Origin of the sequence: Candidatus Spyradosoma sp. SGI.093, from assembly GCF_050314555.1 — a bacterium.
GTDB lineage: Bacteria > Verrucomicrobiota > Verrucomicrobiia > Opitutales > UBA953 > Spyradosoma.
In genome coordinates, this window is sequence record NZ_JBNPNH010000002.1 from 389315 (window position 1) to 413854 (window position 24540).

The 24540-nt window shown below is 63.6% G+C and carries 25 protein-coding genes; 14 read left to right on the forward strand and 11 right to left on the reverse strand.

The features are described 5' to 3' along the window. Positions 1-157: 157 nt before the first annotated feature. The 3 genes from fabD to ACQREB_RS03645 all read right to left on the reverse strand — a co-directional run bounded on the left by fabD (position 158) and on the right by ACQREB_RS03645 (position 3839). Positions 158-1063 (reverse strand): ACP S-malonyltransferase, encoded by a 906-nt coding sequence (gene fabD, locus ACQREB_RS03635; protein WP_427765398.1) that lies wholly within the window; start codon positions 1061-1063, stop codon positions 158-160. 34 nt (positions 1064-1097) lie between these two features. Next, a complete protein-coding gene (locus ACQREB_RS03640; protein WP_427765401.1) occupies positions 1098-3167 on the reverse strand; it encodes a heavy metal translocating P-type ATPase in 2070 nt (689 codons plus the stop codon). A gap of 108 nt (positions 3168-3275) precedes the next feature. Then, a complete protein-coding gene (locus tag ACQREB_RS03645) occupies positions 3276-3839 on the reverse strand; it encodes a metal-sensitive transcriptional regulator (protein ID WP_427765403.1) in 564 nt (187 codons plus the stop codon). A 294-nt stretch (positions 3840-4133) separates the two neighbouring features. On the opposite strand from ACQREB_RS03645, the gene ACQREB_RS03650 reads away from it, so the two are divergent. The 5 genes from ACQREB_RS03650 (at position 4134) to dnaJ (ending at position 9266) form a co-directional block, all read left to right on the forward strand. Next, positions 4134-5321: a DEAD/DEAH box helicase gene (locus tag ACQREB_RS03650; RefSeq protein ID WP_427765405.1), complete on the forward strand. Its 1188-nt coding sequence runs from the start codon at positions 4134-4136 to the stop codon at positions 5319-5321. A gap of 56 nt (positions 5322-5377) precedes the next feature. Further along, entirely contained in the window at positions 5378-6475 is a 1098-nt protein-coding gene (gene aroB / locus ACQREB_RS03655; RefSeq protein ID WP_427765407.1) for a 3-dehydroquinate synthase, read from the forward strand. Between the two features lie 56 nt (positions 6476-6531). Then, complete coding sequence (locus ACQREB_RS03660) at positions 6532-6909, forward strand: PEGA domain-containing protein (protein ID WP_427765410.1); 378 nt, start codon at positions 6532-6534, stop codon at positions 6907-6909. A 215-nt stretch (positions 6910-7124) separates the two neighbouring features. Continuing rightward, entirely contained in the window at positions 7125-7961 is an 837-nt protein-coding gene (locus ACQREB_RS03665) for a nucleotide exchange factor GrpE (protein ID WP_427765412.1), read from the forward strand. A 159-nt stretch (positions 7962-8120) separates the two neighbouring features. After that, on the forward strand, positions 8121-9266 hold the full coding sequence (gene dnaJ, locus ACQREB_RS03670) for a molecular chaperone DnaJ (RefSeq protein ID WP_427765415.1): 1146 nt from the start codon (positions 8121-8123) through the stop codon (positions 9264-9266). An 88-nt stretch (positions 9267-9354) separates the two neighbouring features. On the opposite strand, the gene ACQREB_RS03675 is transcribed toward dnaJ, so the two are convergent. The 4 genes from ACQREB_RS03675 to ACQREB_RS03690 form a co-directional block, all read right to left on the reverse strand. Beyond that, a complete protein-coding gene (locus tag ACQREB_RS03675) occupies positions 9355-10029 on the reverse strand; it encodes a 3'-5' exonuclease (protein ID WP_427765418.1) in 675 nt (224 codons plus the stop codon). Positions 10030-10076: 47 nt separating this feature from the next. Continuing rightward, positions 10077-10730, reverse strand: coding sequence for an HAD family hydrolase (locus tag ACQREB_RS03680; protein WP_427765420.1), 654 nt, complete (start codon positions 10728-10730; stop codon positions 10077-10079). Further along, entirely contained in the window at positions 10727-11518 is a 792-nt protein-coding gene (locus ACQREB_RS03685; RefSeq protein ID WP_427765423.1) for a tRNA threonylcarbamoyladenosine dehydratase, read from the reverse strand. The genes ACQREB_RS03680 and ACQREB_RS03685 overlap by 4 nt, the downstream gene beginning before the upstream one ends. Before the next feature lie 104 nt (positions 11519-11622). Then, complete coding sequence (locus ACQREB_RS03690) at positions 11623-11940, reverse strand: hypothetical protein (protein ID WP_427765425.1); 318 nt, start codon at positions 11938-11940, stop codon at positions 11623-11625. Between the two features lie 16 nt (positions 11941-11956). Between ACQREB_RS03690 and ACQREB_RS03695 the strand changes: the two genes are divergently transcribed. The 3 genes from ACQREB_RS03695 (at position 11957) to ACQREB_RS03705 (ending at position 15940) form a co-directional block, all read left to right on the forward strand. Beyond that, on the forward strand, positions 11957-12727 hold the full coding sequence (locus ACQREB_RS03695; protein WP_427765427.1) for a PEP-CTERM sorting domain-containing protein: 771 nt from the start codon (positions 11957-11959) through the stop codon (positions 12725-12727). A gap of 140 nt (positions 12728-12867) precedes the next feature. Beyond that, positions 12868-13515 (forward strand): ClpP family protease, encoded by a 648-nt coding sequence (locus tag ACQREB_RS03700; RefSeq protein WP_427765430.1) that lies wholly within the window; start codon positions 12868-12870, stop codon positions 13513-13515. A 46-nt stretch (positions 13516-13561) separates the two neighbouring features. Then, a complete protein-coding gene (locus ACQREB_RS03705; RefSeq protein WP_427765432.1) occupies positions 13562-15940 on the forward strand; it encodes a carboxy terminal-processing peptidase in 2379 nt (792 codons plus the stop codon). An 82-nt stretch (positions 15941-16022) separates the two neighbouring features. On the opposite strand, the gene ACQREB_RS03710 is transcribed toward ACQREB_RS03705, so the two are convergent. Further along, entirely contained in the window at positions 16023-16250 is a 228-nt protein-coding gene (locus ACQREB_RS03710) for a hypothetical protein (RefSeq protein ID WP_427765435.1), read from the reverse strand. A 289-nt stretch (positions 16251-16539) separates the two neighbouring features. Here ACQREB_RS03710 and ACQREB_RS03715 point away from each other — a divergent pair, with 289 nt between their 5' ends. Together ACQREB_RS03715 and ACQREB_RS03720 are read left to right on the forward strand one after the other, a co-directional pair. Next, positions 16540-17007, forward strand: coding sequence for a hypothetical protein (locus ACQREB_RS03715; protein WP_427765438.1), 468 nt, complete (start codon positions 16540-16542; stop codon positions 17005-17007). 15 nt (positions 17008-17022) lie between these two features. After that, complete coding sequence (locus tag ACQREB_RS03720) at positions 17023-17709, forward strand: hypothetical protein (RefSeq protein WP_427765440.1); 687 nt, start codon at positions 17023-17025, stop codon at positions 17707-17709. Between the two features lie 614 nt (positions 17710-18323). On the opposite strand, the gene ACQREB_RS03725 is transcribed toward ACQREB_RS03720, so the two are convergent. Then, on the reverse strand, positions 18324-18545 hold the full coding sequence (locus ACQREB_RS03725; RefSeq protein WP_427765442.1) for a hypothetical protein: 222 nt from the start codon (positions 18543-18545) through the stop codon (positions 18324-18326). A 191-nt stretch (positions 18546-18736) separates the two neighbouring features. On the opposite strand from ACQREB_RS03725, the gene ACQREB_RS03730 reads away from it, so the two are divergent. Together ACQREB_RS03730 and ACQREB_RS03735 are read left to right on the forward strand one after the other, a co-directional pair. Beyond that, positions 18737-19666, forward strand: a complete 930-nt coding sequence (locus tag ACQREB_RS03730; RefSeq protein WP_427765445.1) for a lipid A deacylase LpxR family protein — start codon at positions 18737-18739, stop codon at positions 19664-19666. Between the two features lie 12 nt (positions 19667-19678). Beyond that, positions 19679-20338: a hypothetical protein gene (locus tag ACQREB_RS03735; RefSeq protein ID WP_427765447.1), complete on the forward strand. Its 660-nt coding sequence runs from the start codon at positions 19679-19681 to the stop codon at positions 20336-20338. Positions 20339-20436: 98 nt separating this feature from the next. Here ACQREB_RS03735 and ACQREB_RS03740 read toward each other — a convergent pair whose 3' ends face one another. Beyond that, positions 20437-21171 carry a hypothetical protein gene (locus tag ACQREB_RS03740; protein ID WP_427765450.1) on the reverse strand — a complete coding sequence of 245 codons (735 nt, stop codon included), beginning with the start codon at positions 21169-21171 and terminating at the stop codon, positions 20437-20439. A gap of 33 nt (positions 21172-21204) precedes the next feature. Continuing rightward, on the reverse strand, positions 21205-22086 hold the full coding sequence (locus ACQREB_RS03745) for a hypothetical protein (RefSeq protein ID WP_427765452.1): 882 nt from the start codon (positions 22084-22086) through the stop codon (positions 21205-21207). Positions 22087-22318: 232 nt separating this feature from the next. Between ACQREB_RS03745 and ACQREB_RS03750 the strand changes: the two genes are divergently transcribed. Continuing rightward, positions 22319-23377, forward strand: a complete 1059-nt coding sequence (locus tag ACQREB_RS03750) for a hypothetical protein (RefSeq protein ID WP_427765454.1) — start codon at positions 22319-22321, stop codon at positions 23375-23377. Further along, positions 23364-24407: a VWA domain-containing protein gene (locus tag ACQREB_RS03755; protein ID WP_427765457.1), complete on the forward strand. Its 1044-nt coding sequence runs from the start codon at positions 23364-23366 to the stop codon at positions 24405-24407. The genes ACQREB_RS03750 and ACQREB_RS03755 overlap by 14 nt, the downstream gene beginning before the upstream one ends. Positions 24408-24540: the final 133 nt, after the last annotated feature.

The following is a 24540-nucleotide window of genomic DNA, read 5'->3' on the forward strand; positions in this document are numbered from 1 at the left end:
TGCTTTTCGCTTCGCGAAACAGGTTTCAAAAACCCTTTCGGCGAAGCCGAACGCAAACAACTTCCGGACCTCATAACTTCGTCACCTCGTCTCCTCACAAAAAAACGCGTTCCCGGCGACGAGCGGCGGGAACGCGTTTTTCGCGCGGGCGGGAAACTTACGCCGGGATTTCCGCGAACTCGGAAATCGCCGTTCCCGCGACTTCGGGAGCGATCTTCTTGACCATGCCCGTGAGGATGCCGCCCGGACCGCATTCCAGCGTTTCCGTGACGCCGAGCGCGACGGCGCCGCGCACGCAGTCTTCCCAAAGCACGGAGGAGACGACCTGCTTCGCGAGCGCCTCGCGCATCGCCGCGGGATCGTCGATGAGCTCGCCCGTCGTGTTCGTGAACACCGGAATTTCCGGCTTCCTGAACTCGACGCCGGCGAGGAACTTCGCGAAATCCGCGCGCGCCGGCTCCATCAGGCGGGAGTGATACGCGCCCGCGACGACGAGCGGAATCGCGCGCTTGAACTGCTTCGTCTCGGCGTTCTTCGCGACGGCCGCGGCGATCTTGTCCGCGTCGCCGGAAATGACGATCTGACCGGGCGTGTTGAAGTTCGCCGCGTCCACGTCGAATTCTCTGCAGAAGGCGAGCACGTCTTCGCGGGAGCCGCCGATGATCGCCGCCATGCCGCCCTTGGTCTTGTCGCAGGCTTCCTGCATGAGGCGGCCGCGTTCGGCGACGACCTTCAGCCCCGTCTCGAAATCCCACACTCCGGCGACCGCGTAGGCGGTGAGCTCGCCGATGCTGAGCCCGAGCACGCACTTGAGGTCGGCGAGCTTGCCCTGCTCCTTCAGAATCTGCGCAATGACGTAGCCCTGCGTGAAAAGCGCCGGCTGGCAGACGCGCGTTTCCGTCAGCGTCTCCTGCGGTCCCTCGAAGCAGACCTGCTTCAGGTCGAACGGAAGCACGGCGTTCGCGCGGTCGTAGAGGTCGCGCGCGATCGCGGAATTTTCGTAAAGCGATTTGCCCATACCGACTTTCTGGGCGCCTTGTCCGGAGAACAGTAATGCTTTCATGAATTCTTTTTTAGGTTGAAGGTTGAGCCCGCGATTATCCCGTTTTCCCGTCCCCGCGTAAAGCGCAAAGCGGCCCGCAGCGGTCGAGCTTCCGCGTCATCAGCGAGGCGGAGTTGAGCACGACGAGCAGCGAAGAGGCGTTGTGGACGACCGCGCCGCTCACGGGATCGAGCACGCCGAAGGCGCTGAGCGCGACCGCGGAGACGTTCACGCAGATCGAAAACGCAAAATTCGCGTGAATCGTGCGCAGCACCGTGCGGGAAAAGCGGATCAGCGCGGGAACGAGCTCGACGCGGTCGTTGAGCAGCGCGATCTCCGCCGTCTCCACGGCGAGCTCCGAACCGAGCGCGCCCATAGCGATCGAGCTGTCCGCCGACGCGAGCGCGGGAGCGTCGTTCACGCCGTCTCCGACCATCAGCACGGAACGCGCGCCGCGTTCCCGCAGCCCGCGGATCGCCGCCGCCTTGTCTTCGGGCAGGCATTCGGAGATCGCCTCGTCCGCGCCGACGCTTTCGGCGACGCGCGCCGCCGCCTCGCGGTTGTCGCCCGTGAGCACGATCGTGCGGACGCCGGCGGTCTTCAGCTCGCGCACGAGCTCGGGAGCGCCTTCGCGCAGCGTGTCCGAAAGCGCGACGAAGCCCGCGAAGGCGTCGTCCGCCGTCAGCGCGACGAGCGTTTCGCCGCGCGCGGCACGGGCGTCGGCGAACGCCTCGGCTTCGGGCGGAATCCGCGTGTCCGCGGCGGCGGCGCGGCGGGAACGCACGCTCACGCGCGCGCCTTCGACGACGCATTCGATGCCGACGCCGTTGCGCGTGCGCGCCTCCGTCGCCTCGGGCAGCGGCGCGTTCCCGCAGGCGGCGACGAGCGCCCGCGCGATCGGGTGCGCGGAATGCCTTTCCGCCGCGCCGCAGAGCGCGAGCACGCGCGCCTCGGAAAATCCCGCCGCCGCGAAGACGTCCTCGACGCGCAGGCTCGAGCGCGTGAGCGTTCCCGTCTTGTCGAAGACCGCCGTGTCCGTCGCGGCGAGCCGTTCGAGCGCGGCGCCGCTCTTCACGAGCACGCCCCGGCGCGACGCGTTGCCGATGCCCGCGGCGATCGCCGTCGGCGTCGCGAGCGCGAACGCGCACGGGCAGAACACGACGAGAATCGTCACGCCGCGGACGAGCGAGGCCTCGAAGCCCGCGTCCAAAAGGAAAAACGCCGCCGCGAAGACGAGCACGGAAAAGACGAGCGCCGCGGGAACGATCTTCGACGCCCAACGGTCGGCGACGTTCTGAATCGGCGCCTTCTTCGATTCCGCCTCTTCGACGAGCCGGACGAGGCGCGCGATCGCCGTGTCGCCCGTGCGCCTGGAGACGCGGACCCGCAGCGAGCCCGAAAGATTGCGCGTGCCCGCGAGTACGGAATCGCCGGGCAGCTTGTCCGCGGGAACGCTCTCGCCCGTGAGGCTCGACTGATCGACGGCGCTCGAGCCGGAAATCACCTCGCCGTCCGCGGGAATCGTCTCGTCGGAACGCACCGCGACCACGTCTCCGACCGCGAGCTCCTCGACGGGAACGCTCTCCTCCGAACCGTCCGCGCGGACGCGCACGGCGCGCTTCGGCGAGACCTTGAGCAGCGCCTCGACGCCGTCGCGCGTGCGGCGCAGCGTGCGCGCTTCGAGCCATTCGCCGAGCCCCATCAGAAACGCGATTTCTCCCGCGGCGAAAATGTAGCTTTCGTGCTCGTGCGTTCCCGCCGCGCCGGAGTACGTCGAAAAGATCTGGAGCGCGATCGAGGCGGCGATGCCCGAAGAAATCAGCAGCGACGAAGTGATCCGGCGCCCGCGGAAAAGCGCGTCCGCCGCCGCGCGCAGAATCGGCGCGCCGCAGAGCGCGACGGCGATCCACGCCGGATCCGCGAGCGGGAATCCCGGGAATCCGGGGAAAAAGCGCGCGACGCAGAAGCTCGCGACGAGGCTCGCGAAGGAAATCCAGAGCGCGAGCCGCTCCCGCGCTTCGCGGCGTTCCCGCGCGGCGTCGGCGCAGCCGCAGGCGGACGCGGCGGCGGCCTTGCGCGCCTCCGCGAGTTCACGTTCTCTTTTCTGGCAATGCGGACAGCTCATGAGTCTTCGGAATTTATAGGTTATAGGGCTATACCCTATAATTTCGGGAGGCAAGAAAATTTCCGTTCCCGCGGGAACGGAAATCGAAGACGCGCGCGGGCGCGGCGCTCAGCCGATTTTGCGGAGGTGCTCGACGATGTCGTCGAGCATGCGTTCGTCGCGGTTCCGCAGCGCCTCCGCGGCGCATTCCTTCAGGTGCCGGGAAAGCACGGCGGCCCAGACGCCGCGCAGCCCGCCGCCGACGGCGGAGATGAGGCGCAGCGTCTTCATGCAGGGCTCGCCGTCTTCGACCATGCGTTCGACGCCGCGCATCTGGCCGATCAGGCGGCGCAGACGGTTGAGCAGTCTGCGGCGCTCCTCTTCGTCGCAGCCGCCCCCGCAGCGGCGTTCGGCCTCGTCGCCGTCCACGGGAACGCTCGGGAACGTGCCGAACGGCGTTCCCGCCGCGTCGATCTCGACGGAGACCGGTTCGTCCGCGGGAGCCGCGGGCGCGGAGGGGACCGCTTCGGAAGCGGGAACGGAAAAGGCTTCCGCGACGGGAACGCCGGCGGGCGGCTCATGAGTTTCGCTGCCGAGAAAAGGCGCGGCAGGAACGACGTTTTCGGCGTCCGGATTTTCCGGAAGCGGCGCATTTTCGGAAACGTCTTTTTGCGGGGCGGATTCGTTTTCCATGGTGAGACGAAATTATTTCATCGCCGAGGAATTGCAACACGGAAAGAGAGGGGCGAGGGGAAGGTGATGGAGGTGATGGAGGTTATGAGGTTATGAAGGTTATGAAGGTTATGAAGTTGATTGCGCTCGGCTTCGCCGAAAGTATTTTTGAAAAACTCTTTCGCGGAGCGAAACGCAAAGAACCTCCATAACTTCATAACTCCATCACTTCATCACCTTCCGCCTTCCCGCGAAACGCCGCCCGCGCGCTTGCCAAGCGGCGCGGCGAAGCGTATGATGCGCAAAATTTTTTCTATGAAGACATTCGCGGAACTCGGGCTGCCCGAGAACATTTTGGAAACGGTGACGAAAATCGGCTACAAGGAGCCGACGCCGATTCAGGAACAGGCGATTCCCGCCGCGCTCGCGGGGCGCGACGTCATCGGCGCCGCGCAGACGGGCACGGGAAAAACCGCCGCCTACGCGCTGCCGACGCTCGCGCGGCTCGGCGAAGCGAAGCCGTTCCCGCGCTGCCTCGTGCTCGTGCCGACGCGCGAGCTCGCGATGCAGGTGGACGAAGCCTTCCGCCGCTTCGCGGAAAATTCCGACGCGCGCATCGCGCTGCTCTACGGCGGCGTGCGCTACGAACAGCAGCTGCGCGCGCTGCGCGACGGCGCGGAAATCGTCGTCGCCACGCCGGGGCGTCTGCTCGACCTGCAGCAGCAGCGCCACGTGGACCTTTCCCGCATCGAGACGCTCGTGCTCGACGAAGTGGACCGCATGCTCGACATGGGCTTCATCGAGGACGTCTCGCGCATCATCCGCCTCTGCCCGAAGGAGCGCCAGACGCTGCTCTTCTCCGCGACGGTGAACAAGACCATCCGCGACATCGCCGACTGGGCGCTGCGCGACCCGCTCGAAATCGACGTGCGCACGGGAACGCTGACCGCCGACACGATTTCGCACGCGATCTACCCGATCGCCGGCTATCAGAAATACGATCTGCTGCTCGCCCTGCTCGAGCGCACGCGCTACAAAAGCGTCATCGTCTTCACGCGCACGAAGCGCGACGCCGACCGCATCACCGAATGGCTCGAAGCGAACAAGATCGCCGTCGCCACGATGCACGCCGACCGCACGCAGAAGGAACGCACGGCGGCGCTGCAGGGCTTCCGCGACGGCAGGTTCAACGTGCTCGTCGCGACGGACATCGCCTCGCGCGGGCTCGACATTTCCGGCGTCTCGCACGTCATCAACTACAACGTTCCCGAGCACCCGGAGGACTACGTGCACCGCATCGGACGCACCGGCCGCGCGGGCGACGAGGGCGAGGCGTTCACGCTGTTTTCGCCGGACGAGCTGCTGCAGCTCCAGGCGATTGAGCGCCTGCTCAACAAGACCATCGAGCGCAAGAAGCTCGAAGGCTTCGCGTACCGCCAAGAACCGCTGATGCTCCTGCCCGCGGGCGCCGGCGCGAAACCGAAGAAACGCCGCAACCGCTGACGCGTTCCCGCCGCGCGCGGGCGCACTTTTCCGTTCAATCCAAGCCTTTTTCCGCGATGTCCGTTTTTTCCTCCGTCAACGTCGAACTCGGCGAGCGCGCCTACCCGATCCGCATCGGCGCCGATCTGGGCGGCGAGCTCGCGGCGTTTCTGCAGCGCTACGCCGACGCGAGCCGCCCGGTCGCCGTCGTGACCTGCCCGGCGCTCCCGCGCGCGCATCCGGAGCTTTTCCGCCGGCTCGCTCCGCTCGCGCGCGTCGTCGTCGAGACCTCGACGGACGGCGAGACGGCGAAGACGGCGGACGAGCTTTTCCGCGTCTGGGAAACCCTCGCGCGGGAACGCGTGGACCGCTCGGGCGTCGTCGTCGCGGTCGGCGGCGGCGTCGTCGGCGATCTGGCGGGCTTCGCGGCGGCGTCCTTTCTGCGCGGAATCGATTTCGTGCAGGTGCCGACGACGCTTCTCTCGATGGTGGACAGCTCCGTCGGCGGGAAGACGGGCATCAATCTTTCGGCGGGGAAAAATCTCGTCGGCGCGTTCTACCAGCCGCGCGCGGTCTTCGCGGACATGGCGCTGCTCGCGACGCTCCCGCCGCGCGAATTCGCCGCGGGCATGGCGGAAGTCGTCAAATACGGGTTGCTCGGCGACGCGGCGCTTTTCGCGGAGCTGGAACGCGCGGGCGCGCTCGCGTGGGATTCGCCGGAGCTGCCGGGCGTCGTGCGCCGCTGCTGCGAAATCAAGGCGGCCGTCGTCGCCTCCGACGAACGCGAAACCGCGGCGGAAAACGGCCGCGCGCTGCTGAATCTGGGGCACACTTTCGGGCACGCGGTCGAAAAAGTCGCCGGCTACGGCGAATATCTCCACGGCGAGGCGGTCGCGATCGGGCTCGTCGCCGCCGCGCTGCTTTCCGAAGAGCTCGGCGTCGCCGCCGCGGGAACGCTCGTCCCGCGCACGCGCGCGCTGCTCGAAGCGAACGCGCTGCCGACGAAACTGCGCGCGCCGCTGCCGCTCGACGCGCTGACGGGCGCGATGACGTCGGACAAGAAAGTGCGCGCGGGGCGGCTCCGCTTCGTGCTCATGCACGCCGTCGGCGAGGCCTTCACGGCGGGCGACGTTCCCGCGGAGCTCGTCGAAGCCGTCTGGCGCAAGCTGCTCTGACGCGCCGCCGCGCAAGAAAATTTTGCATAGAATCTCATAATCATAAAACGTTTCCCATGAAATACGCTTTTTGCATTTGCGCCGTTCTGTTTGCCTGTTTGTTTAGCGGTTGCCTTCTTCGCGACAGCTTCGACAACGAAAAATCTTCTTACCTCATTGACGAAAAATCTTCTTACCTCATTGACAGTAACCCTCGTGGGCTTCGTGTAACAATTGATGACATCGAGCTTGGAATCACTCCCTGTAAGTATGAGTTTTCAAATCAGACTCCTGTTTCCTCGATTTCCTGGGTGAAAGTTTACCCTCCAACGAAACAGCAACTAAAAACTTATAGCGAAGAAAATCTCTTTGTACCGCACAACTCCCCAAACGAAAACTATCCATTCCTATCCGCCCAGAAACGGAACGTTGTTTTTCCAATTCATCGAAAGTGAATACAACATTCCCAAAACGGATGAAGAACGAGAATGGGTCAAGCGTGCCCTAGAAGAAGATTCTTTGGAACTTAGAAGAACACAAGAATTGAGAGAAGCGCTCCTAGAAAAAATTCTCTCTTCTGGCAAATAAAAGGATTCAAAAATATTTAGTGCCAAGAAACTTTTACTACAAAGAGCATCTTGGCATTTTTTATGCACGGGAAAATTTCATCATGACACATCATAAGCACGAGAACACCGCTCAGCCCTCCGCCGCGAAAAAACCGCATTTCCCGACGCCGCCGTGGGAGAAGAACACGCATCCCAAGGCGCCCGAGTCGGACGCGACCGTTCCCGTCTCGCCGGAAGAAACCGACGAACAGGCGAATCCCGCCGAGTGCGAGGAGCCCGTCGTCGCGGACACGCCCGAGGAAGCCGCCGCCGCGGAAAACGCCGCGGAGCCGGAGGCCGCTCCCGAGCCGGAAGCCGCGGCGCCCGCCGAGGAAGAGCCCTCTCCCGCTCCCGAGGAAGAGAAAAAGTCCGCCGAAAAGAGCGCCGGGAACGGCATCAGCTACACCGACGTCGGCGCCGCGTTTCTCAAGGTTCAGGCGGAAAACACGAAGCTGAAGGCGGAGCTCGAACGCGCCAAGGACGCCTACGCGCGCGCCGTCGCCGATTTCGACAACTACCGCCGCCGCACCAACGAGGAAAAGCCCAAGACCGCCAACTACGCCAAGGGCGAGCTCGCGAAGGACATTTTCCCCGTGCTCGACAATTTCAGACTCGGCATCGAGGCTGCGGAAAAACAGCATCCCGAAGCGAAAAGCATCACCGAAGGCTTCGCGATGATCGCCGCGCAGCTCAAGAACGCGCTCGCGAGCCACAACGTCGTCGAGATCAATCCCGTCGGTCGGCCTTTCGATCCGAACGAGCACGAATCGCTCACGAGCCAGCCGTCGGCGGACGTTCCCGAGGATCACGTGATTTTCGTGCACCGCGTCGGCTACAAGATCGGCGACCGTCTGCTGCGCCCCGCGAGCGTCGTCATCTCCGCGGGCCCGGCGGCGTGAACGCGCGGACGCGGAGCGGTCGGCAACCGAAGACCCGGAAGCGGTTCGGAGCGTTTTTTCCCCGAGGAAAAAACTTTCTGAAAACAAGTTTTCCGGTAATCTCCGGTCACCCGTCACCGGCTTCCGTCCACCATTCTTTCAGCCTTTAACCTTTCAAAAATGTCCGAAGATTTTTACAAGCTGCTCGGCGTCGAGAAAACCGCGACCGCCGACGAAATCAAGAAAGCCTACCGCAAGCAGGCGATGAAGTACCACCCGGACCGCAATCCGGGCAACAAGGAGGCGGAGGAGATGTTCAAGAAAGTCTCCAACGCCTACGAGGTGCTTTCCGACCCGCAAAAGCGCGCGACCTACGACCAGTACGGCCCCGCCGCGTTCGAAAACGGCGGCATGGGAGGCATGGGCGGAATGGGCGGCGCGGGATTCCGCGACGCGAGCGACGTGTTCCGCGAATTTTTCGGCGGCATGGGCGGCGGAGGCGGCATCTTCGAGAGCTTCTTCGGCGGCGGCGCGGGAGCGGACGAAGAGGACAACCGCGGGAACGACCTGCGCTTCGACCTCGAAATCACGCTCGAAGAGGCCGCGCGCGGCGTCGAAAAGACGATCAAATACAAGCGCCACACCCATTGTTCCGCCTGCAAGGGAACGGGCGCCGAGCCCGGCACGAGCCGCAAGACCTGCCCGACCTGCAAGGGGCGCGGCCAGGTCATCCGCCGCTCCGGATTCTTCCAGATGCAGCAGCCCTGCCCGACCTGCCGCGGCACGGGCAAAGTCATCGAAAAGCCCTGCGCGAAATGCAACGGTTCGGGGCTCGAAGTCGAGGCGCGCACGCTCGTCAAGCGCATCCCGCCGGGCGTCGCCACGGGAACGCGTCTGCGCTCTTCCGGCGACGGCGAAGCCGGTCCGAACGGCGGCGAATACGGCGACCTCTACCTCGTCATTCACGTCAAGGAGCACGAGCTCTTCGAGCGCGAGGGCGACAACCTTTTCTGCACGATTCCGATCAAGTTCACGCTCGCGGCGCTCGGCGGCACGCTCGCCGTCCCGACGCTCACGGGGCGCGCGGATCTGAAGATTCCCGCGGGAACGCAGAACGGCACGACTTTCCGGCTGCGCGGCATGGGCATGCCCAATCTGCGCGGCGGCTCCAAGGGCGACGAATTCGTGCGCATCGAAATCGACGTGCCGAAGAATCTTTCCTCCGAGCAGAAGGAAAAGCTCCAGGCCTTCTCCGAATCCTGCGGCGACAAGGAAAAGCCGATCTCCGAATCTTGGATGGAGAAATTCAAAAATCTCTTCAAATAAGCCCGCGGTTCCGACCGCGCCGAAGCGTTCCCGCGAAGCCGTCGTTTCGCGGGAACGCTTTTTTTCGCGGACCGCGGGAACGCTCCCGTCAGGAGAAGAAGTCGAACTCGCCCTGGAGGTGGTCGCGGAATTTCTTCGCGCTCGTGCTCGCGGCGACGAGGTCGAGAATTTCCGCGCGCGCGAACGCCGGGTGCTCGCACATGTTCACGAGCAGCTCCGCGGCGGCGATCGCGTCGTAGAGCGCGCAATGGTAGCGGGCGCGGTTTTTCGGGCAGAAGCGGCGCGCGGTCGCCTCGACGCGCTCGCCGATTTCGAAGCGCTCGACGAGCGTGCCGAGCTTGTGCGAACGCTCGTGCGGGAACCACGTCTTGGCGATGCGGCAGGTGTCGATCCACGGTCCCCACGAGTTCACGGGCGGATTGCCGACGATGGAAAAATCCGGCACTTTCCCGGGAACGCTCCACACCGTCGCGAGCATGCCGATTTCCGCCGGCGCGTGGTGCGAACCGAAAAGCCCGCTGCGGCGCAGCCCGGAAAAGACGTTCCAGTCGTTTTCCACGGGCGCGAGCCCCGCGACGTCTTCGTCGAAGATGCCGTGGACGTCCGACTCGTCCGCCGGGATCGGCGCGGAGACGCCGCAGAGCCGCGTGCGCGCGTCGATGACCTTGCCCCCGAGCAGCGTCGCGAAGCCGTATTCGACGATGCCGGAAACGGCGGAGCCCTCGAAGTCCAGAATGTGAATGGGAACGTTTTGCCAGAACATGACGGGAAAGAAAAATCGTGAGAGCGGGAGCGGGCACGCCGCGCGGTTCAGGAGAGCAGCTCTTCGTAGTCGCGGATGACGGGAACGCCGGCGGCGAGCAGCCGTTCCCGCGACTGGTGCGCGTGCCCGCCGTGGTCGATGAGCACGCACCGCACGCCCATCGCGCGCGCGGTTTCGACGTCGTGCAGCGTGTCGCCGACGTAGAGCACGTATTCCGCGGGAAGGCCGATTTTCTGCAGGTGTCCGGGCGCGCGGTAGGATTTGTCGTGCGCGAAAATGTCGTCGTTCCCGCTCAGCCGAACGAAATATTTTTCGAGATCGTGCTCGGCGATGATCGTCGTGAGGTAGTCGTGGCGATAGGCGGAAAGCACGGACTGCGTGATCCCGCGCGCGTGCACGGCGTGAATGAAACGGCGCGCGCCTTTCTGCAGCGTGCATTCGAGGCGCTTCGACTCGTAGTGCGCCATGAACTCGACGCTCATCGCCTCGAACGCCGTGCGCGACGTGTCGAAGCCGAGCGCGCGATAGACGTCGATCACCGGGAAACTGAAAATGCGCTGGTAGGTCGCGACGTCGATCGGCGGCCTGCCGATCTTCGCGAGCAGCAGGTCGAGCGACTCCATGCACAGCCACAGGTCGTCGAGCAGCGTGCCGTTCCAGTCCCAGACGACGTGGCGGAAATCCTTGAGCGAAATCTTCATGATGCGTTTGAGGAAATGATTTTTTCGACGACGAGCTGCGCGAGCGCGAGCCCGAAGGCGCCGGTGACGAACGCCGCCGTGCCCGGGCGCGGACGCCCGCCGGCGGGAGAAATCATCTGCGGGAACGCGGCGGCGTCGAGCGGAGCGGGCCCGCGCGAAAGCTCCCGCGAAAACACGACGGGAACGCCGAGCTTCGTCCCGCCTTTCGGAAAACCGTGGCGGGAACGCAGCTCGCGGCGGACGAATTTCAGCAGCGCGTCGCCTTCCGCGTCCGCGAGGTCGCCGACTTCGACGCGCGTCCCGTCGAGCTTGCCCGCGCAGCCGCCGGAAGAGACGACCAGCGTTCCCGCCGCGACGCACGCCGCGATCAGCGCCGCCTTGTTCGCCGCGCCGTCGATCGCGTCCGCGACAAGGTCGAAACGCCCGCGGCGCTCCGCAAAAAACGCGGGAGCGGAATCCCGCGTGAGAAAAATCTTCTCCACGAAAACCGCGCATTCCGGGCTGATCGCGCGGACGCGCTCGGCGAGCGCCTCCGCCTTGGCGCGCCCGTACGCGCCGTCCAGCGCGTGAAGCTGTCGGTTCGTGTTCGTGATCTGGATTTCGTCCATGTCCGCGAGCGTCAGATCGCGCACCCCGCTGCGCGCGAGCGCCTCGCACGCCCACGAACCGACGCCGCCGAGCCCGACCAGACAGACGCGGGCGCGCGCGAGCTTCGCGAACGCCTCGCTCCCGTAAAGTCGGGCGACGCCCGCGAAACGCGCACGGAAATCCTCGGAAAAACTTTCCATGCGCCCCATGAAAACACATGCGCGAAAGCGCCGCAACCCCCGACCCCGCGCGCGTTCCCGACCCCGCGGTTTCCGAAACCGAGGGGGAAACGCCGTTCATCCCTTTATTCATCATGTTTTACACGACAAATAAATATAAGTCTGATTTTTAACGCAAAGAACGCGAAGGCTTTGACCGCGAAGTCAAAGGAAGTTTTTAACCGCGAATCGGCGCGAATTCCCGCAAATTTCGGACGGCGTTCCCTTGAAAACGGCGTCACTTCTTTAAAACTCTTTGCGTCTTGGCGTCTTTGCGGGGGAATTTTGCGTTCCCGCGAGAGCTTGCCCGAAAAATTTCCGTGTCCTTCCGTGTTTTCCGTAATCAAAATTTCGGGCTTGCCTCGGTTTCGGAAACCGGGGATAATGCCTCCACAATTCAACATACAATCTGAAATGCTTATGAAAAACACCACAATCATCACAGTTGCCGCTCTCCTCGCCGCGGGAACGGCTTTCGCGAACGCGGAAACGCAGGACGTCGATTTTTCTTCCACGGGAACGACGTACAAGCAGGCTGGCTTCAGAGGCTTCGACTTCAGTCTTTCGCTCGCCAAGGGCAATTGGCTTTCTCTTCCCGAAAGTTCCGGCATCATCGAACTGCCTTCGACGCTGACGCTGAACAGCATTTCTCTTTACGGCGCCAACACGTGGTACAAAATGAACAACTCCAACGGGCTCGGAATCGCGATTTATTCGAAAGGTGCCGCGGAAGACAGCAGCACGTTGTGGACATTCGTCGGCGGCTCGGACTGGAAAACCGACGGGAACGTATCGAATACAACCTCCAGCGTGAACTCTCCCACCACCTTCACTTTCGGGACCAACGGTCTCACGCTCGAAAAAAACACGCTCTACACCGCCGTGTTTTATGCGGGGCAGGCAGCGTTCAACAATCTGACGACTTCCTCCACGCTGACGTCCTCTACCTTCGTCGGGAACGAATACAAAAACACCACGGACTTTTCCTCCGCGACGATCGCCACGGTCGGTCTGATTTACAACGAAAAGACCTCGGGAGGAGTTTTGTACAAAGGAACCAATGAAGCGCTCGGCACCGGAACGCCGAAGGCGAGCTTCAACGTCACCATTCCCGAGCCGTCGGCGTTCGGGCTGTTGGCGGGTTTGGGCGCGCTCGCGCTGGCGGGAACGCGTCGTCGCCGCCGCAAATAAGTTTTCGTTTTTCATAGTGTGTGTTGTCGTTCCCGCGTCGCGATGCGCGGGAACGTTTTTTTGCGGGAAGAACCGCGTCCGCGCGGCGGCGGTTTTTCCGTTTTAAAAGTGGCATAAATTCTGCAAAATGGGAGTTCATTATGTGCGACAACGACGAACAGAAACCGACCGAGGCGACGCCGATTTCGGTCCAGATTCAGAAGGAATTTCTGAAGCAGCGTAAAATCTTTCTTTGGGGCGCGGTCGAAGACGCTTCGGCGCGCGACGTCACTGAAAAACTGCTCTACCTCGAAGCGATCGCGCCGGGCGAGCCAATCACGTTCTACATCAACACGCCGGGCGGCTCGATCACGGCGGGCATGGCGATCTACGACACGATCAAGCTCATCTCCTCGCCGGTGAAGGTCGTCGTCACGGGCATGGCGGCGTCGATGGGCTCGATTCTGCTGAGCGCTCCCGCGAAGGGCAACCGCTTCCTGTACCCGCACGCGCAGGTGATGATTCACCAGCCGCTGATCATGGGGCAGTTTCAGGGGCCGGCGGTGGACATCCACATCCAGGCGCAGGAGATGGAGCGCACGCGCGACGAGCTGAACCGCATTCTCGCCGCGGCGTCGGGCCAGCCGCTCGAAAAGATCACGCGCGACACCGACCGCGACTTTTACCTGAACGCGCAGGAGGCGATCGCCTACGGGCTCGCCGACGCGATCGTCGAACCCGAAGGCGCCGCGCCGAACGCGGCGGGAACGGCCGCCGGCGCCGCTCCGCGCAAGGGCAAGAAAAAATAATCCGACGAAAACCCCGCCGCCGCGCCGCTTTCAACGCATTCCCGCCATGAAACTCTCCCGCACGCTTTCACGCCGTCTCGCGCTTTCCGCGCTGCTCTTCGTTCCCGCCTTCGCGCTCGCCGCCGACGCGGGAACGCCGCCCGTCGCGCCGACGGTCGCCGCGCCCGCCCCCGAGACGCCGCGCTACACGACGACGCGGGAGATGCAGGACGACGTCCGCCTCACGCGCTTCTGTCTCGACCGTTTCCACATTTCGCAGAAGAAGACGGACGCGACGGACATGCGGCAGGTCATCAGAAACTTCTTCGCGCAGCTCGATCCTTCGCGCAGCTTCTTCCTGCAGAGCGACTACAAGCTGGCGTGCGCGCGCTTCGAAAAAGTCCTGCCCGACTATCTGAAGAACGGCAGCATGACCGCCGCCTTCGGGATTTACGAGATTTTCGAAAAGCGCGTCGCCGAGCGCGTGGACCGGGCGCGGGAACGCCTCGCGCGCGGCTTCGACCTCGCGAACGGCGATTCGCTGAAACTCAACCGCAAGGACGAGCCCTGGTGCGCGACCGACGCCGAGCTGGACGCGTTCTGGGAAAAACGCCTCACGAACGACCTCATCAACGAACTGATCGGCGGCGGAAAATCCGGCGGCGAAGACGCGGCGGACGAAGCCGGCGAGGACGCCGAGCCCGACCTTTCCGAAGCCGCCGTGCGCGCCGCCTGCGAAAAAATCGCGAAGCGCTACGAAAAGTTCCGCAAGAATCTCGTGCTCGAGCCCTGGGAAATCGAAGAGATGTTCCTCAACGCGCTCACCGCGCAGTTCGATCCGCACACGACGTTCTTCCCGAAGGAGTCGATGGAGGACTTTCAGATTTCGATGCGCAATTCGCTCTGCGGCATCGGCGCCGTGCTCTACGACGACGAAGGCTACTGCACGGTGCGCGAAATCATTCCCGGCGGGCCCGTGGACCGCTCCGGCAAATTCTCCGTGGGCGACCGCATCATCGCCGTCGGCTCGGGAACGGACGATTCCGTCGCGCTGACGGACGTCGTCGGCATGCGCCTCAACCGCATCGTGCGGATGCTGCGCGGGAAGAAAGGCGAGACGGTGCGCCTGCTCGTCGAATCCGGCAGCGATCACGGCGACCGCAAATACATTTCCCTCGTCCGCGACGAGGTGAAGCTGACCGAACAGCTCGCGACCGCGAAGCTCATCAGCGTTCCCGCCGAAACGGCGGACGCGGCGGCTCCCGCGGCGGACGTTCCCGTCGGCGTCATCAATCTGCCCGCCTTCTACGGCAAAGACCGCACCGACGCGCAGGCGTTCAGCACGACCGAAGACGTAAAGGAGCTGCTCGGCAAGCTCAAGGGCGCGGGCGCGGGCGCGATCGTGCTTGACCTCCGCGACAACGGCGGCGGCTATCTCAACGAAGCCGTCGATCTGACGGAGCTCTTCGTCGGCTCCGGCGAGCCCGTGCTGCAGGTGCGCGGCGCGGCGGGCAGCGACGCGAACGTGCTGCGGACGGGGCGCAAGACGCTCTTCGACGCGGCGAAGCACATCTTCACGACGACGCTTCCGGAATGGAACGGCCCGCTGGTCGTGCTCGTCTCCAAGGCGAGCGCGAGCGCGAGCGAGATCGTCGCCGGCGCGCTGCGCGACAACCGCCGCGCCGTCATCGTCGGCGACGCGCAGACGCACGGCAAGGGCTCCGTGCAGGAAATCGTCCCGTTCAGCTACCTTGTGGACGACGAGGCGCAGAAGGCGTCCATCAAGATCACGCGCAGCAAGTGGTACGCGCCTTCGGGCGATTCGATCCAGCTCAAGGGCGTCGCGGCGGACATCCGCGTGCCGACCGTGTACAGCGTGTTCCCGATCTCGGAAAGCGACCTGGACAACCCGCTCCCGTGGGACTCGATTCCCTCCGTGCTCGACGAAAGCCGCCCGCAGCCGGGCTGGCTCGCCGCGCCCGTCTCGCCGGAGCTCATCGCCGCGCTCGACGACGCAAGCCGCCGCCGCCAGGCGGAGCTGCCCGAGTTCGTCACGCACGGGCGCGCGATCTCGTGGTGGGAACGCGCCGAAAAGGACAGGACCGTCCCGCTCGACATCCGGGAACGCATCGAACGGCGCGCCGCCGACAAGGCGTTCGTCAGGACGATCCGCGACGAATACGAGGCTTTCGCCGAGAACGATTTCCGCTCCGAGGAAATCCGGCTCGATTCCGCCGTCGAAGCGGAAAAAAGCGGCGACGACGCGAAGACGAAGGGCTTTTCGCTCTCGAAGCGCCGCGGCTCGAAGCTGCTGCCGCAGTCCGGAAAAAACGCCGACGCGGAGGAAAAGGAAGATCCCGAATACGACGTCGTGCTGCGCGAAGCCGCGCGCATCGCCGCCGACTGGGCGCGCAGCCTGAACCGCGTCCCCGCCGACGCGAACTGAGCGGAAGATTTCGGGAACGCGGGACGGATTCACGCGTCGCTTGCCTGACGTTTCCTCGAAATCCGCCTGCGCAAACGTCCCTTTAAGCTTTCTTCGCGGAGCCGGACGACTTCCGCGCCAGGTCGTTGCGCTTGCCCTGCACGACGCGGATCTCCTCCTCCGAAACCGCGACGCCGCGGGAACGCAGATGCTCCGCGACCATGCGCCGCACCAAATCGCAAATCCCCGAATAGCCGTTTTCCCGCGCGAACGCCGAAAACTTCTCCGCCAGCTCCGGCGTAAGCGTGAGGAGGACTTTTTTGTTTTTCATTACGGGAACGCTAATCACTTAGGTGGGCTAAGTTAAGGCGAAAAGGCCCGGATGCAAATTTTTCGTTGACATAAATTATCCATGTTTCAAACTTAAATTATCAATGTCGGATTCGTCTCAACAGATTCTTCTCGAACTTCCCGCGCCTCTTCTCAAAAAGCTCGGGAACGCTCCCGCGAAAAAAAATCCTCGAGCTCGTCGAAAAATTCGTCGAAGCGAAAAACTCCGTCGGAACCGAATCTCGAAACGCGAACGAAATTCGAAAATCTTTTCCCAACCAAAGCAAATCATGAAAAAATCAGCACTCATCTCAAAATCACTCGCTTCTCTCGGCGTTTTTGCGCTCGCGGGTTGCGCGTCCATCGTCAGCAAGAGCGAATATCCCGTCGCCATCGATTCCAAGCCGAGCGGCGCGGAATTCACCGTAACGAACCGCGACGGGGTCGTCGTACATCGCGGCGAAACGCCGGAAACGATCACGCTTCCGGCGGGAGCGGGCTTCTTCCAGTCGCAGCGTTACACGATCGAGCTGGAACACGAAGGCTGCAAAGCGCGCACCGCCGTTTTGGACACGTCCATGGACGGCTGGTACATCGGCAACATTGTTTTCGGCGGGCTCATCGGCTTGCTGATCGTCGATCCCGCGACGGGCGCGATGTGGAAGCTCCCCGAAAGCGTCAAATACGAGCTCAAGCCCGAAAAGAAAAACTCAAGTGCACGAACGACGGCTCGGCACGAATCATCCGCTGCGAAATAACCAGACATGAAAAGCATGAAAAATTTATTGCTGAATTTCGCGTTCTTGGGCGCGGCGACGTGCGCCTTCGCCCAAGAAAAAGTTTACGACGACGAAATCGACGCTTCGTCCGTTTCGGGAACGCTCGATCGCCCCAACGCCATCGGCGTGAAACCGTTTTTCGCGTTGGGACTCGAAGACCTTTACAGCAACGTCTCCGAAAAGGTCGATCTCTATGGTCTCAACTTCGACTACACGCGCGCGCTCGTGGACGGGCGCTCCGGCTCCGTGGAGCTGGTCGGACTTTGCGGATTCGGTTACGGCGAAGGAAGTTTCTCCTATTACGATTACGGCTCTTACTACTATCATTACAACAAAGCCGAATTCTACCTTTATTCCATGAATTTCGCGGCGGGGTTGAACTTCCGTCTGAAGTTCGGCGAAGCGGCCTCGATTTACGTTGGTCCGCGCTTGGGCGTGAACATGTTGAGCGTCCGCTGCGAAGACGGCGGGAGCGAAGAAACGGCGACTTCCTTTGGCGCGCTTTACGGCGGTGAGCTCGGTCTCGAATTTCATCTCGCTCCGGACGGGACCGCCTCGCTTGCGTTCGCGGTAGATTATCTCGCTTCCACGGCGACGCCCGAATTCGACGAAGAATTCGAAGGCGAGCTGGACGCTCAATCGTGGCTGTATTTCTGCGTCGGCATGAAATTCCGCTTCTGAGCATATCGTCGGCACGCCGGCAGACTTTCAATTCGTCGCCGGTTCCGCGCATCCCCGGGCTTTCGCCCGGGGTTTCTTTTGGAACAGTCCCGCAGAGAATCTGGAGGCAGAATCCGCAAACGGGAACGCGCGAGCGTCGCGCGGCGAAAGCTCGCACGCGGAGAAATCGCCCGCCGCGGGAACGAAGACAGGAATGTCTTCGCCCCAAGCGGGTTAAAAAAGCTTAGAGCTTAAGGGTTAAAGCTTAAAGGGAAGTTTGTGTCTGCGGCTCGATGAAGCGGCAGGTGAGCGAAGCGTGGAGTCATGCCGCCTCTCCTTTAAAACTTTTCTTTAACCTCCTTTGGCTTCGCGGTCTTTCTTCGCGCCTTTACGTCTTGGCGGGAGAAGGATTTCGAAGGGCAACCGAGACGGTTACCCTCCTTTTCGTGGAATTCGTGCAATTCGTGGATAAAAAATCTGCGCGAATCTGCGAAATCTGCGGGAGAAAAATTTGTTCTGGCGGATTTCGACGAAGCGGCAGGAATGCCGCCTCTCCCCCTAAATAACTTTTCTTCAACCTTCTCTGACTTCGCGGTTTTTCTTCGCGCCTCGGCAAGGAAAGGCGCTGGCGGGAATCAGAAATCGACGCCTTTGACGAGGCGGCGGACGACCTTGCGGCCCGTCATCGCTTCGTACCAGGCGACGCAGGGCGCGGGAACGCGCATTTCCGCGAGCAGCTCGTCGAACGCCTGGACGCGCGTCTTCAGCTTGCCCGCGAGCGGGTGAAGCACGAAGGAAAGGTCGCGCGGACGCGTTTCCGCCGCGCCGGGAACGTCGGCGTAGCAGGCGCGCTTCACGAGCTTTTCCGCGGGAAGTCCGAAATGCCGCGCGATGCGTTCGCAGATTTCGAAGCGCGAGAGCGCATCGCCGCCGACTGGGCGCGCAGCCTGAACCGCGTCCCCGCCGAAGCGAACTGAGCGGCGCGTCCGCGGCGCGAAGCCCGAAACGGGGTTTGCGTTCCCGCGGGAGCGCGCGTAGCATCGTGCGCATGAAAATCGACTCCGCGATTCCTTTCGTCGCGTTTCTGACCCTTTGCGCCGTTCCCGCGCGGGCGGACACGTTTTCCGTCTGCGACGAAAACGATTTCTGGGGGCATTGGTCGGACAAATACTACACGAACCACAGCCGCCTCGCCTATACGCACGACGCCGCCGACGCGCCCGGGCGGCATTACTTCTTTTCCGTCGGGCAGGAAATGTACACGCCCGCGGCGCGCTACGTCGAGACTCCGCCGAAGGACGACCATCCCTACTCCGCGTTCCTCTACGCGTCCGCCGGGCTCGCGGAAACGCGCGACGACCGTCTGCTCTTCGCCGCGGAGCTGCAGCTCGGCGTCGTCGGGCCTTCCGCGCTCGGCGAGGAGATCCAGGACGGCTATCACCGCATCATCGGCGCGGACCGCTATTCCGGCTGGGATTCGCAGGTGAAGGACCAGCCCGGCGTCAACCTGCTCTGCGAACAGCGCGGACGCTTCATGCTTTCGGGTCGGCTCGGCGAAGGCTTCGCGGCGGATCTGATCGTGCGCGGCTTCTGTTCGCTCGGCACGGTGCGCACGCAGCTTTCCGGCGGCGCGCAGGCGCGCTGGGGCTACGGTCTGCCGCGCGATTTCGGCTGGGCGCCGATGCGGCAGAGCACGTCGCTCGCGCTCGCGCCCGGCGTTCCCGCGAGCCTCTACGTCTTCGCCGACCTGCAGGCGGACGCGATCGCCTACGACGCGACGCTCGGCGGCGAGCTTTTCCGCGACCACGATTCCGACCTGTGCGCGTATCCGTTCGCGGCGGAAGCCTCGATCGGCGTCGGCGCCTCGTTCGGCGGCTGGTCCGCCGTATTCTTCCAGTCGTTCCGGACGCGCGATTTTTCCTCCGCGGATCACCGCGTCTTCGCGTTCGGCGGCTTCCGCGTTTCGTATTCATTTTAAAACTACGTCCGCATGAACCTCAGCGATTTTCTGCTCATCGACGCCTCTTCGCCCGCGTGCGCGGTCGTCGCCCTGCTCGGGGAAGACGGCGCGTCCTGGCGCGCGTTCGAGACGTCCGCCGCTCCCGCGCTGGAAGGCGTCTTCGCGGCGGCGGAACGCGTCCGCCCGCGTCTCGACGCGGCGGGCTTTCTTTTCTGCGAAGGCCCCGGCTCGATTCTCGGCATCCGCGTCGCCGCCGCCGCGATCCGCGGCAGGCTCGCGCTCGGCGCGCGCGTTCCCGTGCTCGCGTTCGGCAGTCTGCACCTCGCGGCGGCGCTGCTGCTGCGCGCGAATCCGCGGGAACGCGACTTCACGCTCGTCGCCGAATCGCGCATGAACGCGTGGAACGTGCTGCGCGTCCGCGACGGCGCGCCCGAACCGGATTTCCGCGAAGCGCGCACGCCGGAGCTCGCCGCCGCCGTCGCGGGAACGGTCTTCGCGTTCCCGCATCGCCGTTCGGCGCCGCCGCTTGAATGCGCGCCGTTGGACGTCCCGTCGCTGCTGCGCGCCGATCCCGCGGTCTTCGCGGAAACGCCTTCGCTGCTGCGCGACCGCGGCGACGCGCCCGACGCCGTGAACACCGCGACGCCCGCGGGCTACGCCAAATGGACGCCCGGACGCCACCGCGCGTGAGCGGAAAGAACCGGACGCCCGAGACCTGAGGCGCGCAAAAAAAAAGCGTTCCCGCGGAATCGACCGCGGGAACGCTTTTTGCGAAAAGGAAACGCGACTTACGCGGAAGCCTTTTCGGACGCCTGTTTCTGCGCCTTGAGGAATTCCTCCTCGTTCACCTTCGTGTAGAGCTTCGACTCGACGATCTCCATCAGGTAGTCGCGCGCGAGCGAGAAGCCGTACTGCTTGATCATCAGGTCGTTGTTCTTGACGAGGTTTTCTTCCGCCGTCCTGGCGTTTTCGAGCGCCTTCGTCTTTTCCTCGCTGTCGGGCATCTTCGCGACGGAATCCTTGTACGCGACGAGCTGGCGGCGCAGGTTGTGCATCACCTGGACGTTGTGGCGGAACTGTTCGTTCGCTTCCGCGCCCGGAATTTCCGAAATGAGACGGAACTTGTCGTCGCCCTTCACGAGCAGATGGTCCGCGGGAACGTTCGCGTCGTTCTTCGCCGCCGCGTATTCCTCTTCGGTGAGCTTGAGGAAGATGCGCGTCTTGAGCACCTGGTGCAGGTAATCGCGCGTCAGCGAGTAGCCGTAGGCCTTCGCCATCGCCTGGTTGTTTTCGTCGAGCTTCTTGCCGATTTCCTTGATCTTCGCGAGAGCCGCCTTGCGTTCTTCTTCCGTGAGCGCGGTCTTCGCGCGCTGGTCGAGCTCGACCATCATCTGGCGCTGGCGCTGCACGAGCTGCACGTTCTGAATGAACTGCGTGTTCGCCTCGGCTGTATTGATCGTGGAAACGTGGATGAACTTCTGACCGTTCTGCTCGATGAAATCGAGGGCTGTGTTGTCTGCCATGTCTGTTTTGTCTGGTTGGGTTTTAGAAAAAAATCATTTCGCCTCGTCCGCGATCGCCGATTTCGCGTCGGCGCGCAGCGCCTCTTCCTCGGCGGCCTTCTGCGCCTTGAGGAATTCCTCCTCGTTGACCTTCACGTAGAGCTTCGCCTTGGCGATCTCCATGTAGTAATTGCGCGCGACCGAGTAGCCGTAGGCTTCGACCATCTTCTTGTTGTTCTCGTCGAGAGCCGTCTTGCCCTTTTCGAACTCTTCCTTGAGCGCGTCCTTTTCCGCGCCTTCGGGCATGTTCGCGAGCGCCTTGTCCATCTGCACGAGGCGGTTGCGCAGCGCGATCATCTTCTGGACGTTGAGCTGGAATTCCGCGCACGCGCGTTCGGGCGCGATCACGGAAATGCGCTGGAACTTGTCGTCGCCCTTCACGAGCAGATCCTTGTCCGCCTTGATTTCGGGATTCTTCTTGGCGGCGTCGTACTCCTCGTCGGTGAGCTTCAGATAAAGCACCGTCTCCACCGGCAGGTGGATGTAGTCGCGGGAAATGGAATAGCCGTAGGCCTTCGCCATCGTCTGGTCCGCCTTCTTCAGCTCTTCCGTGAGCTCGTTGATCTTTTCGTCGGTCGCCGTCTTTTCCGCTTCCGTGAACGCGATCTTCTTGTGCTCGTTCAGGGTGATGAGCGTCTGGCGCAGCTGATTCATGATGCCGACGTTCTTCGTGAACTCGTCGTTGGCGGCGGCGGTCGGCAGCGAGGCGACGAGAATGAACTTCTGACCGTTCTGCTCGATGAAGTCGAACTTGCTTTCGTTCGCCGAAGCTTCGGCGGCGGGAGCGGCGGTTTCCGGTTTGGCTTCCTCGGAAGCGAAAAGCGACGTCGAAGCGAGGACGGACGCGAGGAAGAACAAGGTTTTACTGATTTTCATAAGGGATGATTTTGAATTGATGAATTCGTTTTTAAGGTAAACTTTTCAAACGCCCGATTCAAGAGGAAACGGGCATTTCGCAGTAATCAGCGTTCCCGCCGAAAAAATTTGTCTGAAATTCCCGCGCCGCCGAAAAGCGGTCTCCCGCCGCCGCGGCTAAAAAAAACACTGCCGCGGGGACGCTTTTTCGTCTAAGCTTGAAAGTCGCGCGCGTTCGGACGCGCCTCCTTCCATGAACTTTCCTCGACGAAAAATTTTCTTTCTCGGACTCGCGGCGGCGGGAACGCTCCTGCTCGCCGGCTCGGGAACGCTCTTTTGGCTCGCGCGGCGCGAAATCCGCGCGGGAACGTTCGTCGTCTCGGCGCCGCGGATCACGCCCGACGCGGCGACGGACGCGGCGCGCGGCGTTCCCGTCGGCGCGCCCGTGGAAATCTCCGCCGACGCGGAAACGCACTTCGGGCTCGAGCCCGCGCTGCGCCTCGAGTTCTCCCTGCCCGAAGGCCTCGAAGCCGCCGATCGCGTCGAGCAGGAAACGTCGCGCCTCGGACCGCTCCGCCGGACGCGTCTGCGCTTCGCGCTGATTCCGCTCGCGGCGGGCGACTTCGCGGACGCCTCGTTCACGGTCGAAGCGCGGGAGAAGGATTCCGGCGCCGCGCGGCGCGTTTCCGTCGCGCTGCCCGCGATCCGCGCCGTGCTGCCCGAAAGCGCGCCCGACGCGCCGCTCGCGCTCGTCTCGGAATTCGGCGGGGACGCCGACGACGCGTTCCCGCGCGCGCTTTTCGCGCTCGGCGCGGCTGCCGCCGTCCTGCTCGGAGCCTCCGCGTTCTTCGTTTTCCGCCGCCGGCGGCGCCGCGCGTCCGCGCCTCCGGAAATCCCGCCGTGGACGCGCGCCGAAAGCGAACTCGCGGCGCTGCGCGTCGAACTCGACGCCGGGCGCATCGGCTCGGTCGCCGCGGTCGCGCGCCTTTCGGACATCGTCCGCCGCTATCTCGCGCGGCGCTTCGGGCTTTCCGCCGACGCGATGACGTCGCAGGAATTCTTCGTTTCGATGGAAAAGCCGGACAGCCCGTTCCCGCCGGAGCAACGGCGTTTTCTGCGCGAATTTCTGAACGCCGCCGACCTGGTGAAATTCGCCGGGCTCGCCGCCGGGCGCGAGCGCACGGACGCCGCCATCGCGCGCGCGGGAACGCTCGTCGCCGAGACGACGCCGCCGCCCGCCTCCGAAAAATCCGCATCCGCGCCCGCCGCGAAGCCTTCGCCGCGCGCCGTCTCCCGCCATGGAAAACTTTGAACTGCAGTTCCCCTGGGCGCTCGCCCTGCTCGTACCGCTCGCGGCGTGCCTCGCGCGCCAGCTTCTGAAACGCGAGCCCGCGCTGCGGATTCCTTCGCTCGCGCGCTTCCGCGAAGCGGGAACGCCGACGCGCCGCCTTTCGCCCGCGCGGCTCGTTCCCGCGCTCTTCTACGCCGCGGCGGGCGCGCTGCTGATCGTCGCGCTCGCGGGACCGCGCTTTTCCGCGGGGGAAATCCGCCGGCGCGCCGAGGGCACGGACGTCATGCTCGCCGTCGATCTTTCGGACTCGATGGCGGCGTTCGATCCCGCGAAGACGCTGCGCACGGACGAGGAAATCGCCGCCGCGCACCGCCGCGGAGAAACGAAGCGCCGCCTCGACGTCTGCAAGGAGGAGCTCGAAAAATTCATCCGCGCGCGCCCGAACGACCGCATCGGGCTGATCGCGTTCGCGGACCTGGCGTTCGCGGTCTGCCCGCCGACGCTCGACCACGCGTGGCTGCTCAAACGCGTCGCCGCGCTCGAGCTCCACACCGTCGGCGAAGGCACGGGACTCGCCGCGCCGATCGTCTCCGTCGTCAACCGCACGAAGGATTCCGACGCGAAGCGCAAAGTCATGGTGCTCTTCACGGACGGCGCGAACACCGCGCAGAACAAGGTCTCGCCCGAGCAGGCGGCGCGCATCGCCAAGGACTACGGGCTGACCGTGCACACGGTCGGCATCGGCGGCGAGCGCGCCTACGTCGTGCAGAACGGCTTTCTGGGCGCGCGCATCGTGCATTATCCGAACGCCTTCGACGAAGCCGCGCTGAAGAAGATCGCCGAGATCACGGGCGGCGATTACTACGCGGCGGACGACCGGGACGCCATGCGCGCCGCGCTCGCCGAAATCGACAAGCTCGAAAAAAAATCCGAGGAGCTGCCGCACGTCGCGCTCTACGACGAGCGCGCGGACGCGTTCGCGGGGCTCGCGCTCGCGTGTCTGCTGATCGGATTCGCGCTCTCGCGGGCCGCGTTCCCGCGGTTTCCGTAATGAAGGTCATGAAAGTGACGGAGGTTATGAAGGTTCATTGCGCTCGGCTTCGCCGAAAAGACTTTCAAAAAAACTTTTTCGCAAAGCGAAAAGCACTGCAACTTCATGACCTCCATAACTCCGTCACCTCATA

What these genes read in the sequence shown, in the direction of transcription:
- fabD (WP_427765398.1), bottom strand. Translation starts at nt 1,063, where the DNA reads ATGAAAGCATTACTGTTCTCCGGACAAGGCGCCCAGAAAGTCGGTATG.
- ACQREB_RS03640 (WP_427765401.1), bottom strand. Translation starts at nt 3,167, where the DNA reads ATGAGCTGTCCGCATTGCCAGAAAAGAGAACGTGAACTCGCGGAGGCG.
- ACQREB_RS03645 (WP_427765403.1), bottom strand. Translation starts at nt 3,839, where the DNA reads ATGGAAAACGAATCCGCCCCGCAAAAAGACGTTTCCGAAAATGCGCCG.
- ACQREB_RS03650 (WP_427765405.1), top strand. Translation starts at nt 4,134, where the DNA reads ATGAAGACATTCGCGGAACTCGGGCTGCCCGAGAACATTTTGGAAACG.
- aroB (WP_427765407.1), top strand. Translation starts at nt 5,378, where the DNA reads ATGTCCGTTTTTTCCTCCGTCAACGTCGAACTCGGCGAGCGCGCCTAC.
- ACQREB_RS03660 (WP_427765410.1), top strand. Translation starts at nt 6,532, where the DNA reads ATGAAATACGCTTTTTGCATTTGCGCCGTTCTGTTTGCCTGTTTGTTT.
- ACQREB_RS03665 (WP_427765412.1), top strand. Translation starts at nt 7,125, where the DNA reads ATGACACATCATAAGCACGAGAACACCGCTCAGCCCTCCGCCGCGAAA.
- dnaJ (WP_427765415.1), top strand. Translation starts at nt 8,121, where the DNA reads ATGTCCGAAGATTTTTACAAGCTGCTCGGCGTCGAGAAAACCGCGACC.
- ACQREB_RS03675 (WP_427765418.1), bottom strand. Translation starts at nt 10,029, where the DNA reads ATGTTCTGGCAAAACGTTCCCATTCACATTCTGGACTTCGAGGGCTCC.
- ACQREB_RS03680 (WP_427765420.1), bottom strand. Translation starts at nt 10,730, where the DNA reads ATGAAGATTTCGCTCAAGGATTTCCGCCACGTCGTCTGGGACTGGAAC.
- ACQREB_RS03685 (WP_427765423.1), bottom strand. Translation starts at nt 11,518, where the DNA reads ATGGAAAGTTTTTCCGAGGATTTCCGTGCGCGTTTCGCGGGCGTCGCC.
- ACQREB_RS03690 (WP_427765425.1), bottom strand. Translation starts at nt 11,940, where the DNA reads ATGTTGAATTGTGGAGGCATTATCCCCGGTTTCCGAAACCGAGGCAAG.
- ACQREB_RS03695 (WP_427765427.1), top strand. Translation starts at nt 11,957, where the DNA reads ATGAAAAACACCACAATCATCACAGTTGCCGCTCTCCTCGCCGCGGGA.
- ACQREB_RS03700 (WP_427765430.1), top strand. Translation starts at nt 12,868, where the DNA reads ATGTGCGACAACGACGAACAGAAACCGACCGAGGCGACGCCGATTTCG.
- ACQREB_RS03705 (WP_427765432.1), top strand. Translation starts at nt 13,562, where the DNA reads ATGAAACTCTCCCGCACGCTTTCACGCCGTCTCGCGCTTTCCGCGCTG.
- ACQREB_RS03710 (WP_427765435.1), bottom strand. Translation starts at nt 16,250, where the DNA reads ATGAAAAACAAAAAAGTCCTCCTCACGCTTACGCCGGAGCTGGCGGAG.
- ACQREB_RS03715 (WP_427765438.1), top strand. Translation starts at nt 16,540, where the DNA reads ATGAAAAAATCAGCACTCATCTCAAAATCACTCGCTTCTCTCGGCGTT.
- ACQREB_RS03720 (WP_427765440.1), top strand. Translation starts at nt 17,023, where the DNA reads ATGAAAAATTTATTGCTGAATTTCGCGTTCTTGGGCGCGGCGACGTGC.
- ACQREB_RS03730 (WP_427765445.1), top strand. Translation starts at nt 18,737, where the DNA reads ATGAAAATCGACTCCGCGATTCCTTTCGTCGCGTTTCTGACCCTTTGC.
- ACQREB_RS03735 (WP_427765447.1), top strand. Translation starts at nt 19,679, where the DNA reads ATGAACCTCAGCGATTTTCTGCTCATCGACGCCTCTTCGCCCGCGTGC.
- ACQREB_RS03740 (WP_427765450.1), bottom strand. Translation starts at nt 21,171, where the DNA reads ATGGCAGACAACACAGCCCTCGATTTCATCGAGCAGAACGGTCAGAAG.
- ACQREB_RS03745 (WP_427765452.1), bottom strand. Translation starts at nt 22,086, where the DNA reads ATGAAAATCAGTAAAACCTTGTTCTTCCTCGCGTCCGTCCTCGCTTCG.
- ACQREB_RS03750 (WP_427765454.1), top strand. Translation starts at nt 22,319, where the DNA reads ATGAACTTTCCTCGACGAAAAATTTTCTTTCTCGGACTCGCGGCGGCG.
- ACQREB_RS03755 (WP_427765457.1), top strand. Translation starts at nt 23,364, where the DNA reads ATGGAAAACTTTGAACTGCAGTTCCCCTGGGCGCTCGCCCTGCTCGTA.